We start from the raw sequence: 11,728 nt of genomic DNA on the forward strand, positions 1-11,728 counted from the left end.
GAAAAATATATTTTTTAGCTTTGATAAAGCTTTTAAAAGAAGAAATGTATGATTTGTTTTGAGAGTGCGTATTATAGAGGAAGTTTTGTGATTTTAAAAAAACAATTTTTGGCGTTTCAAACAGGATTAAAAGTTGTTTTCTTGAGCGTTTTTCTCTTGTTTCCCCTTGTTGTTTGTGCAAAAGCTGACTTTAGGGTGTGTAATACAACTCAACAGTCTGTAGGGGTTGCTCTTGGATATCGTACATTTTCAGGGTGGGTGAGCGAAGGCTGGTGGGTGGTTCCTGTGACAGAATGTAAAACCTTAATCGAAGGACCTCTTGCTTCGCGGTTTTATTATTTTTATGCGGAAGGGGCGCAAAAAAAAGGAAACTGGGCAGGCTCTGTGACCATGTGTGTGCAAGATAGCCAATTTACCATTCAAGGGGTTCATGATTGTTTCCCTCGAGGATATCAAAAGGCTGAGTTTAAGGAAATCGATACTGGTGATCAAACCAGTTGGATGGTACAGTTGACGGAGGATTCTTTGTTCAACAATTCAGTTGCCTCTTCTTTTTCAGGAAATTCTCCACCGTGAAACGTTCTCGTAAAGTAAAAATTATTGCGACTCTTGGTCCTTCTTCTTTTTCCCGTTTAATGATTGAAAAGCTTTTTAGGGCAGGAGCAGATGTTTTTCGCATTAATATGAGTCATACGGATCGTGACACAATGGGGGATTTGGTCAAGTCTATACGAGAGGTTGAAAAAACCGTTCAACGGCCCATCGGTATTTTGGTGGATCTTCAGGGGCCAAAATTGCGTGTTGGTCGTTTTACTAAGGGTCAAGAGGATTTGCGTGTCGGGCAAAGTTTTACATTAGATCATCGCGATGTAGCTGGTGATGCACAGCGTGTGTTTTTCCCTCATGAGGAAGTCTTTTCGTCTATTAAACCAGGGGATCGATTGTTGATTGATGATGGAAGGTTGGAACTGCGTGCTGAAGTATGTGATGATCATTTCGTTCAGTGTCGCGTGGTTGCTGGAACCCGTATTTCGGATCGAAAAGGTGTGAGTTTTCCTGATACAATTTTGCCTTTTGATTCGATAACCTCAAAGGATAAGGCTGATCTTAAGGCTCTGTTACAGCAGCCTGTTGATTGGGTTGCACTTTCTTTTATTCAGCGTCCAGAAGATATTATAGCGGTACGCCGGTTGACGAAAAGCAAGGTGTCTTTGATGGCTAAAATCGAAAAGCCTCAAGCCTTGGAGCATATAGAGAAGATTATTGAAATCTGTGATGGTATTATGATTGCACGGGGTGATCTCGGTGTGGAAATGCCTCTGGAAAGGATTCCTGCACTTCAGATGGAGTTGATAAAAGCTTGTCGTTTAACTGGAAAACCGGTTGTGGTGGCAACACAAATGCTCGAATCAATGATCACATCTCCTGTTCCGACACGCGCTGAAGTCTCAGATGTTGCGACAGCAGTTTATGCTGGAACAGATGCGGTGATGTTATCGGCTGAGTCTGCTTCTGGTTGTTATCCGGAAGAAGCCGTACTTATGATGGATCGAATCGCGCGGCAAATTGAACAAGACCACACGTATTCTGCTCAAGTTGGAGCGCAACATCCTGCACCAGAATCAACAGGGACGGATGCGATTTCTCTTGCAGCGCGTCAGATTGCTGAAACACTTGCACTAGCAGCTATCGTTGCCTATACGGCTTCAGGAACAACGGGTGTGCGCGCTTCTCGTGAACGTCCCAATAGACCAATTATTGCTTTATCTCCCATTGTGGAAACCGCACGGCGTTTGGCTCTCGTTTGGGGACTTCATTGTGTGGTAAGCGAGGATGCACGGAATTTAGAGGATATGGTTGATAGAGCAGCAGCCATTGCGTTTCAAGAAGGTTTTTGCCAAGCGGGAGATCGCTTTCTTGTAACCGCCGGTGTTCCTCTTGGAACACCTGGTGCTACAAATCTCTTACGTATTGCTTCTGTCTCTCAAGATGGCACGAAGGGGATTTGAGCGGTTTGTATTTGGTATTTTTTATGCATTTTTGAACAGACTTTAGGAACAACTTAAATAGGTTTGAAGGGTGTGTGTTTCTCGTGAACGTTCCAATAGACTTCATTCATTGCTTTATCTCCCATTTTGGAAACCGCACAGCGTTTGGGGACTTCATTCGTGTGGTGAGCGAGGATGCATGGAATTTATAGGATATGGTTGATAGAGCAGCAGCCATTGCGTTTCAAGAAGGTTTTTGCCAAGCGGGAGATCGCTTTCTTGTGACCGCCGGTGTTCCTCTTGGAACACCTAGTATTACAATCTCTTGTTCCTCTTGGAACACTTGGTATTACAATCTCTTACGTATTGCTTTTGTCTCTCCAAGATGGCACGAAGGGGATTTGATTTTTTTACGCATGGTGTTGTTTCATACGCCTTTTAAATAGGTTGTAGGAACAACTTAAATAGGTTTGAAAGGGGTGTGTGCACTTCTCGTGAACGTCCCAATAGACTTAATTCATTGTTTTATCTCCGCGTTGTCTCGCATTGTAGAGATAGCGCGGCGTTTCGTTTGGGCATTCGGTTTGGTGATGAGAGCAGAGTAGATGTGGTGATGTGATCTGTTGATTTTGTTTTTAGTTCTGAGAAAGTTGCTTTTATGGTGGAATATTTAATGGGAGGCCCCTTTTATCTCATTGAGGCATATTGGAGATCGCTTTATTAATGTCTTATGAGCATTGATATTGATGTCTTATGAGCGAGACGTTTATTGATCATGAGAACCTTGAAATTTTTCTCATTTTTAGATTTTTGCAAGCAGAATTGAATAAGATTATACACCTAAATCATGAGAGTATGTCATGAAAAAAGTGATGGGTGAATGTGTTTTAAAAATATGTTTTTGCGCACTGTTTTTATGCAAAAGCAGTTGGCTTTGTGCTTTGTTGGGACGTTCACAATATATTGAGTTAAAACCTTGAATGCTGTAAGATTTTCTCGTTTTAAATTTGTTCATGTTTTGTCAAGCATAATTATTTTTGTGCGTCACAAGCAAGGGGCCATGTGGTTAAAAATTGTACAAGAAAGGTATGCTTCTTATGAACCGTCTTAAGGTTCAAGAGTTATTGTTATAATATTGGGTGTTGACAAGGTGTGTGATGGTGCCGGTTTGCTCTTTTATGAAGCGTGGAGGTTTTGAGCGCTGAGAAGAGCGGTGGATTGTTATGTTATCAGAATAAAGGCGGCGGTAGGGAATGTTTTTAAGCGCTATTATTGTTGTTTATGATGTTTAAAGTGCTATGAAATCATACCATAATCTTTATTTTTGCTCCTTCTCATAGGATAAAAATTCTTAATCTACGCTGGTCTGTAAACGGCTTTGATGGGTAGGATTTATTTTCTGGATATTCTAGGTGCAGAGAATCCATGTGCTTATAGCATCAAATGATGATGTTGTATGGTTCATAAAATAAGGTTGTTTTTTTAATTATATATATTGAATCTGCTTGATTTCATGTTCTCATCTTAAAGGGAAAGCACTTTATTATATGGCTACAGGCTTATGTACAATAGCAGCTCTTTTTCTTGGAGGATGCTTTATTTGTTTGTTGCTGTTGTCATTGGTGTGATTTTTTTACAATAATGTTGGTTTTGGTCGTTTGTTGTGCGAGATCCCTCATTGGAAGCGTGGTAATATAAGGCTGCTTTTCCTTGAGATATGAAGTGGTTGTATGTCAGAAAAATGTTCGAGGGTGGGCTTTTTGAGTGGACTTTCAGTCAATTCCATGCGTGCCATGCGTGATCAGTCGCTGGAATCTCCTCAATAAAAAATCGGATCGTTTACGAGGCTTGCATTTGAGAATTTTTATCCTGTGAGAGGGAGAAAAATCAAATCGCAAGTCTATTATGGCGCTGATGTGTGTTTAGAAGTCTTTCTGTTCTTGTTCTTGAATGTTTGTGCTGTTTTGATCATCCTTGAGCAATTGGTTGGTGAGATTTTCAATGCGTTGTGTGGTGTCACGCATAATTTTTCCCATGGTGCGGTCTCTTTCATTGTGGAGTCGTAAAAGAGCATCGTAGTCTTCTTGTAACTTTTTATTTTCTCGTTTTATTTCTTCCATTTCATCAATAATCATTATGCCGGCCATAACCGATAAACGATGATCACCAATTTCACCAAAATTTTTCTTTAAATGGGTGATATATTGATCCAATTGAGCCGCAAGCGCAATAAGATGACGTTCTTGTCCTTTATCACAAGCCATGCGATAATTTTTACCATCAATGGTAACGGAAACTGTTTCCATACATTCAGACCTTTATCTATTATCTATCAATGACGATACGAATCGTTTCCATTGCTTTAATAAGACGCTTGGAAACTTCTTTATTAACAGATTCTAAGCGTTCAATTTGGGCTTCAGCTTTGTCAAGCGCTTGGGCAAGGTGGCTGCGGTCAGCATTCATTCGTTGAATCTCTTCTTCCCATTCGTTATTTTTATCAATAACGGCGTTGCGGTTTATGATGGTGATTTCTAAGGTTCTAAGTGCTTTTTCTAGGTGCTCTAGAGCATCTTGGAGAACCGTAGTCTCTTGGTTCATTGCTTTTGTCCTTTGGGTAATTGTATCCTTTATCAATGCGTTATGCAAAAACGAATCACTTACATTTTTATAGTATGTGTCTTTTATTTTTAAGTATGTAGGATATTTTAGCAAGCAAAGCAGGGGATAGATATAAATTAAAAGCTGGATTTTTTGCGCATATTGGCATAAATGACATGGATATATATACAGGATGCGTGAGGGGAATGTTATTACTGTTATTGAGGGGGTGACAAAACGTCTCACGCTGATGGTTAGAAAGAGTATTCCTTGAGGAATTTTAAGAGAATACAGAAAAAGTAACAGAATAACGTATGTAACGAAATGGTCGATCATTCATGACAAATACCCACCAACAGAATCAGATGGCCAATGCTATCCGTTTTCTAGCTATTGATGCGATTGAAAAAGCAAATTCTGGTCATCCCGGTTTACCAATGGGGGCAGCCGATATTGCTACGGTTCTTTATACACAATTCCTTGCTCATGATCCTAAAAATCCTCGTTGGTCTGACCGTGACCGTTTTGTCTTATCAGCAGGACATGGATCTATGTTGCTTTATGCTCTGCTGTATCTTTCTGGTTATGAAGATATCTGTATTGAGGATCTTAAAAATTTTCGCCAATTAGGGGCAAAGCTTGCTGGGCATCCAGAATATGGGCATGCGGCAGGAATTGAAACAACGACGGGGCCTCTCGGACAAGGATTGGCGAATGCTGTGGGGATGGCTCTTGCCGAACGTTTGCAAAATGCTCGTTTTGGTGATCTTATCAACCATTATACTTATGCGTTGGTGGGGGATGGATGCCTGATGGAAGGCATTTCTCAAGAAGCAATTTCCTTGGCGGGGCATCTAAAACTTAACAAGCTTATTGTCTTGTGGGATGATAATAATATTTCTATCGATGGAGAAATTTCTCTTGCGGATAGTACAGATCAGTGTGCGCGTTTTAAAGCATCTGGTTGGAATACACTCAAAGTGGATGGGCATAATCAAGCCGCTATTGCCCAAGCTATTCAAACGGCGCGCAATGGTGATAAACCAACTTTAATTGCTTGTAAAACAACAATTGGTTTTGGAGCACCAAATAAAGCTGGAGCCAATAAAGTTCATGGAGCTCCTTTAGGAGCGCGGGAAATTGCTGAGACCCGTATCGCCTTAGGGTGGGAGGCGGAGCCTTTCGTTATTCCAGCCGATATTCTTGACCGTTGGCGTTTAGCAGGGCTTAATGCCGCTAAAAAGCGACAAAAGTGGGAAGAAAAATTGAGCGATCTTCCTGTCTCAGAACGGGTCGAGTTTGAAAGATTGATGCGTGGTGATCTATTGGGGGGATTTGATGGCGCTGTCGATGCTTATAAACAGAAACTCGTTGAAGAGTGTCCTGGGGTTGCGACGCGTAAAGCTTCGGAAATGGCTCTTGAAGTGATCAATGAAATCGTTCGTGAGACCATTGGTGGTTCTGCCGATTTAACGGGATCTAATAATACAAAAAGCAGCCAGATGAAAAGTATCTCTGCAGATGATTTTTCAGGGCGCTATCTCCATTATGGTATTCGTGAACATGCAATGGGCGCTATAATGAATGGGCTCGCTCTTCATGGGGGCTTCATTCCTTATGGAGGAACGTTCTTATGCTTTTCAGATTATATGCGGCCCGCTATGCGTTTATCTTCTCTCATGGGGGTGCGGGTGATTTATGTCATGACCCATGATTCTATTGGGCTTGGTGAGGATGGTCCGACCCATCAACCCGTGGAACATTTGGCTTGCCTGCGCGCTATGCCTAATCATCTTGTGTTTCGCCCTGCCGATGCTATGGAGACAATCGAGTGTTGGCAATTGGCTTTGAAAGCACGCGGGACACCTTCTACCTTGGCTTTGAGCCGACAAAATTTACCGATGCTGCGTCAAGAATATGAAGAAGAAAACCTCTGTATGCTTGGGGCATATGAATTGTTAACGGCAAGTGATGAGGCACAAGTGACATTGTTTGCTTCCGGTTCAGAATTGCAAATTGCGGTCAAAGCACGTGAAACCTTAGAAGAAAAAGGTATCCCAACGCGTGTGGTTTCTGTGCCTTGTTTTGAGCTCTTTTCTCAACAATCTTGCTCCTATCAACGGGCTCTTATTGGAGATGCGCCGATTAAAATCGCCATTGAAGCGGCTGTTGCCCAAGGATGGGATCGTTTTATTGGCTGTGATGGTGTGTTTATTGGCATGGAGGGCTTCGGGGCAAGTGGGACAATTGATGACCTTTATGCGCATTTTGGTATTACTTGCGAAAATGTCGTTGCTATCGTTGAAAAAAAGCTGGAAAAGATCAAGGGGGAAAAAACACAATGACAGTTCATGTTATTATGGAGGGAGGGTATCATATTCTGTGCAGCGTTGTGGTTTAGTGAATGATTGGAAAAATATTAAAATGATGGCTATTTATAATTTTTGATTGGTGGAATGCTTGTTTTTTGTGCTGCAAAAGGTTGATGGAAAATATGTGAAATAACAGTTTATGTTGTCATGAGTGGGAGTGGTTGTAGGGTATCATATTCTGTGTAGGGATTGTGGAGCAGTGAGTGATTGGTCAAGATATTGGTGTCTTTGGAATTCATGATTTTGAATTGGTGAAATGCTCATTTGTTGTGCTTTAAATGTTGTTCTTTAAAAGATTAGATAAGGAAACATGTGAAATGACAGTTCGTGTTGCAATTAATGGGTTTGGTCGTATTGGACGCAATATTTTACGTGCACTTGTGGAAAGTGGACGAAAAGATATTGAAGTGGTCGCAATTAATGATTTGGGATCGGTGGAGACAAATGCCCATTTGTTGCGCTATGATTCAATTCATGGGCGTTTTCCTGGGGACGTTAAGGTGGTGGGGGATGCCATTGATGTGGGGGGTGGTTTAATAAAGGTATGCGCAGAGCGTGATCCTGCACAATTGCCTTGGAAAAATTTAGATATCGATATTGCTTTGGAATGTACGGGCATTTTTACTGCGCGTGATAAAGCAAAGGCTCATTTGGATGCTGGGGCAAGGCGTGTGCTGGTTTCTGCGCCTTCTGAAGGGGCAGATCTGACCGTGGTATACGGGGTTAATCATCAGTCTTTGAATAAAGAGCATCGCGTTGTTTCAAATGCTTCTTGTACAACCAATTGCTTAGCTCCTGTGGCACAAGTTTTGCACAACACGGTCGGCATTGAAAATGGGTTTATGACAACAATCCATTCTTATACGGGTGATCAACCGGTATTGGATACCATGCATCGGGACCTTTATCGGGCGCGTGCGGCGGCTCTTTCTATGATTCCTACCTCAACAGGAGCGGCAAAAGCTGTGGGATTGGTTTTGCCAGAATTAAAGGGATTGCTTGATGGGGTGTCTATCCGTGTTCCAACACCAAATGTTTCCGTGGTGGATTTGACATTTAACGCTAAGCGTTCCACAACGGTTGAAGAAATTAATACAGCGATTGCGGCTGCTGCACGCGGTTCCTTAAAGGGAATTTTAGACACTACGGAAGAAAAGCTTGTGAGTTGTGATTTTAATCATAATCCTCATTCAGCGATTTTCCACAATGATCAGACCAAAGTGATTGATGGTAAGCTTTGTCGTGTTCTGGTTTGGTATGATAATGAATGGGGCTTTTCTAACCGAATGAGTGATACGGCTGTGGCTTTTGCCAAGACAATATAAAGATTATAGGGAGGACCTCAGGGACCTCTTTCATTATAGTGATGATAGGGAAATGCCTCACTTTTGTACAAATTAAGGCGCATTCTTTTAAAAAAATCAAGAGAAGTTGTTGTTTTATGCGTTAGAGAGAAGATACTGTTGAAAGATTAGGGGTGTTTTTTTAATATGATGGAGTGTGTGCCTCTAAAAGTCGCATGAAAGAGTAAACTTTTAAAAAGTAACATCTGAACGAGAAAAAGTTTGAGAAAACGTTAAAAAATAAAGGACGTAACCTCTTGTGCATAAAAGCAAAAAGGCGTTTTAGTGAAAAGAAATTAGTGGAAAGAAAATTGAGCCAATGCATTTGTTTGTAACAATGGAATGTGAAAAGGACGTAGTGTGATGGGATTTCGTACACTTGATGATGTTGATGTTTTCGGCAAACGTGTTCTTGTGCGCGTGGATTTTAATGTTCCTATGGCACTGGGCGAAGTTTGTGATGAGACACGTCTTGTACGCCATAAAGAAACGCTTGTTGAGCTACAAAAGCGTGGTGCTAAGCTTATTTTACTTTCTCATTGTGGTCGTCCTAAAGGAAAGGTGGAGCCAGAGTTTTCACTCCGTCCTGTTGTAGGAGTGCTGGAAAAGATCATTAATCAACCGGTTTCTTTTGTTCCGGACTGTATTGGTTCTACGGTGCAGGTGGCGGTTGAATCATTACAAAATGGGGGCATTTTACTGCTCGAAAATGTTCGTTTTTATGCCGGTGAGGAAAAGAATGATTGTTCTTTTGCGGAAGCTTTGGCGCATAATGGAGATCTTTATGTCAATGATGCTTTTTCGGTTTCTCATCGTGCCCATGCTTCGGTGGAGGGAATAACACATTTGTTGCCCTCTTATGCGGGGCGCTTTTTGCAAGCTGAGTTGCAGGCACTAGAAAAAGGGCTTGGAAATCCAAAGCATCCTGTCGTTGCCATTGTGGGAGGTGCAAAAGTTTCCAGTAAATTGTTTATGCTTAATCATTTGGTGGAAAAAGTCGACACCTTGGTGATTGGAGGGGGAATGGCAAACAGTTTTTTAGCCGCGCAAGGTATCCGTGTGGGGAAGTCATTGTGTGAACATGCATTGACGGAAACAGTAAAAAAAATCATTAAAAAAGCACAAGAATGTCACTGTACACTTCTGCTTCCTGTGGATGTTGTCGTTGGGTTTCGTTTTGAAAAAAATGCTCCACATCGTCTTTATGATATAGGTGATATTCCTGAAGACGGCATGATATTAGATATTGGTGCGCGCTCTATTGCTCATATCAATACCGAGATAGATAAAGCTGCTACCCTCGTGTGGAATGGACCCCTTGGTGTTTTTGAGATGCCTCCCTTTGATAAGGGAACAATTGCCGTTGCATATCATGCAGCAGAATGTAGTCAAAAGGGGAAATTGGTTTCAATTGCGGGAGGAGGCGATACGGTTTTTGCCCTTAATCATGCTGGTGTTTCCAATGATTTGACTTATCTCTCAACCGCAGGAGGGGCTTTTTTGGAATGGATGGAAGGGAAGGTTCTGCCTGGAATTTTTGCCCTTATGCAGGCTTAAAGGGATTATTTGAAAAGTAGCTTTAAAGAAAAGTTGTATGTTGTTCATGTAGGGTATATTGAGCATGTTGCACATTTTTTGGAAATTTAAAGACAAAATAAAAAGGAATGTTTTATGAATGAACGGCTTGAAGATATTGCACTTGCTTTGGTGCATGCCGGTAAAGGTATTTTGGCAGCAGATGAAAGTACGGCGACCATTGGAAAGCGTTTTGAAAGTATTGGTGTTGAGTCCAATGAAGAAAGGCGTTGTGCTTACCGTGAAATGCTTTTTAGTGCAAAAGAAGCGATGGAAAACGCTATTTCTGGAGTTATTTTATTTGATGAAACCATTCGACAAAAAGCATCAACAGGGCAAATGTTGACGGATCTTATTCGTGATGCAGGGGCGTTACCAGGCATTAAAGTTGATACGGGTGCTAAACCATTGGCCGCTTTTCCTTACGAGACAATTACTGGAGGGCTGGATGGTCTTCGTGAACGGCTGAAAGACTATTATACTTTGGGAGCGCGTTTTGCTAAATGGCGGGCGGTGATTGCCATTAATGCAGATACTTTGCCAACAAGAGGCGCCATCAATCAAAATGCACAAGCTCTTGCGCGTTATGCTGCTTTATGTCAGGAACTCAATATTGTGCCGATTGTAGAGCCGGAAGTGCTGATGGATGGACCGTCGTGCGGGCATTCCATTGCGCGTTGCTTTGAGGTGACACGCACTGTTTTACAGGCTGTCTTTAAAGAATTGTTTGAAGCCCGTGTTGTTTTGGAGGGGATGATTTTAAAGCCCAATATGGTGATTGATGGCAAAGATGCGCGCAAGGCTGGTGTTGAAGAAGTGGCTGAAAAGACCGTCCATGTGCTTAAACAAACCGTTCCTTCGGCTGTTCCAGGAATTGCTTTTCTTTCTGGAGGGCAATCAGATCAGGAAGCAACGGCGCATTTATCGGCTATGAATTCTATGGGTGCATTGCCTTGGAAATTGACTTTTTCTTATGGGCGCGCATTGCAAGCGGCTGCTTTAAAAGCATGGGCTGGAAAAGATGAGAATATCGCTGTTGCACAAAAGGCATTTTGTCATCGTGCTCGGATGAACCACCTTGCAGCTTTAGGACAATGGACTAAAGAGCAGGAACAGGTGAGCGCTTGAATTGTCATAGACTTGAACTCCCATAAAGGTGTGTGGTGATTATCCTAGATGCAAATGCTTTGCTTAGCAAGAAGGGCAATCAAAATGCACAAGCTTTTGCGCGTTATGCTGCTTTATGTCAGTAACTCAATATTGTGCCGATTGTAGAGGGTGGCAAGTGCTGATGGATGGACTGTCGTGCGGGCATTCCATTGCGCGTTGCTTTGAGGTGACACGCACTGTTTTACAGGCTGTCTTTAAAGAATTGTTTGAAGCCCATGTTGTTTTGGAGGGGATGATTTTAAAGCCCAATATGGTGATTGATGGCAAAGATGCGCGCAAGGCTGGTGTTGAAGAAGTGGCTGAAAAGACCGTCCATGTGCTTAAACAAACCGTTCCTTCGGCTGTTCCAGGAATTGCTTTTCTTGTCTTACGGGCAATCAGATCAAGAAGCAACGGCACATTTATCGGCTATGAATTCTATGGGTGCATTGCCTTGGAAATTGACTTTTTCTTATGGGCGCGCATTGCAAGCGGCTGCTTTAAAAGCATGGGCTGGAAAAGATGAGAATATCGTTGTTGCACAAAAGGCATTTTGTCATCGTGGCTTAGATGAACCACCTTGCAGCTTTAGGACAATGGACTAAAGAGCCAAGAAAAGGTGAGCGTTTGAATCTGTCATAGACTTGAATTTTCCCATAAGGGTGTGTGGTGATTGTCCTAGATGCAAATGTTGAAGAAG

8 protein-coding genes and 2 pseudogenes are annotated in these 11,728 nt (G+C 42.1%); 8 read left to right on the forward strand and 2 right to left on the reverse strand.

From position 1 onward, the window contains the following. Positions 1-48: 48 nt before the first annotated feature. From CEV08_RS04715 to CEV08_RS04725, 3 genes and pseudogenes are all read left to right on the forward strand, one after another. A complete protein-coding gene (locus CEV08_RS04715; RefSeq protein ID WP_100130581.1) occupies positions 49-576 on the forward strand; it encodes a DUF1036 domain-containing protein in 528 nt (175 codons plus the stop codon). Beyond that, a complete protein-coding gene (pyk, locus tag CEV08_RS04720) occupies positions 573-2,009 on the forward strand; it encodes a pyruvate kinase (protein ID WP_100130582.1) in 1,437 nt (478 codons plus the stop codon). Before CEV08_RS04715 ends, pyk begins: the two co-directional genes overlap by 4 nt. Before the next feature lie 70 nt (positions 2,010-2,079). Further along, positions 2,080-2,393 (forward strand): annotated as a pseudogene (locus CEV08_RS04725) (pyruvate kinase alpha/beta domain-containing protein); the annotation flags it as partial. Positions 2,394-3,910: 1,517 nt separating this feature from the next. Here the strand turns inward: CEV08_RS04725 and CEV08_RS04730 are convergent. Together CEV08_RS04730 and CEV08_RS04735 are read right to left on the reverse strand one after the other, a co-directional pair. Continuing rightward, a complete protein-coding gene (locus CEV08_RS04730; protein ID WP_100130583.1) occupies positions 3,911-4,294 on the reverse strand; it encodes a cell division protein ZapA in 384 nt (127 codons plus the stop codon). A gap of 19 nt (positions 4,295-4,313) precedes the next feature. Then, complete coding sequence (locus tag CEV08_RS04735; protein ID WP_039760787.1) at positions 4,314-4,589, reverse strand: DUF4164 domain-containing protein; 276 nt, start codon at positions 4,587-4,589, stop codon at positions 4,314-4,316. 338 nt (positions 4,590-4,927) lie between these two features. On the opposite strand from CEV08_RS04735, the gene tkt reads away from it, so the two are divergent. The 5 genes and pseudogenes from tkt to CEV08_RS04760 form a co-directional block, all read left to right on the forward strand. Continuing rightward, positions 4,928-6,934, forward strand: a complete 2,007-nt coding sequence (gene tkt / locus CEV08_RS04740; protein WP_100130584.1) for a transketolase — start codon at positions 4,928-4,930, stop codon at positions 6,932-6,934. 344 nt (positions 6,935-7,278) lie between these two features. Next, positions 7,279-8,286, forward strand: coding sequence for a type I glyceraldehyde-3-phosphate dehydrogenase (gap, locus tag CEV08_RS04745; RefSeq protein ID WP_100130585.1), 1,008 nt, complete (start codon positions 7,279-7,281; stop codon positions 8,284-8,286). A 381-nt stretch (positions 8,287-8,667) separates the two neighbouring features. Next, positions 8,668-9,861, forward strand: a complete 1,194-nt coding sequence (locus CEV08_RS04750; protein WP_180753555.1) for a phosphoglycerate kinase — start codon at positions 8,668-8,670, stop codon at positions 9,859-9,861. A 114-nt stretch (positions 9,862-9,975) separates the two neighbouring features. Further along, positions 9,976-11,007, forward strand: coding sequence for a class I fructose-bisphosphate aldolase (locus CEV08_RS04755; protein ID WP_100130587.1), 1,032 nt, complete (start codon positions 9,976-9,978; stop codon positions 11,005-11,007). A gap of 77 nt (positions 11,008-11,084) precedes the next feature. After that, a pseudogene (locus CEV08_RS04760) lies at positions 11,085-11,670 on the forward strand (class I fructose-bisphosphate aldolase); the annotation flags it as partial. Between the last annotated feature and the right edge of the window lie 58 nt (positions 11,671-11,728).

The sequence above is a fragment of the Bartonella tribocorum genome (assembly GCF_002778015.1).
Classification (GTDB): domain Bacteria; phylum Pseudomonadota; class Alphaproteobacteria; order Rhizobiales; family Rhizobiaceae; genus Bartonella; species Bartonella tribocorum_B.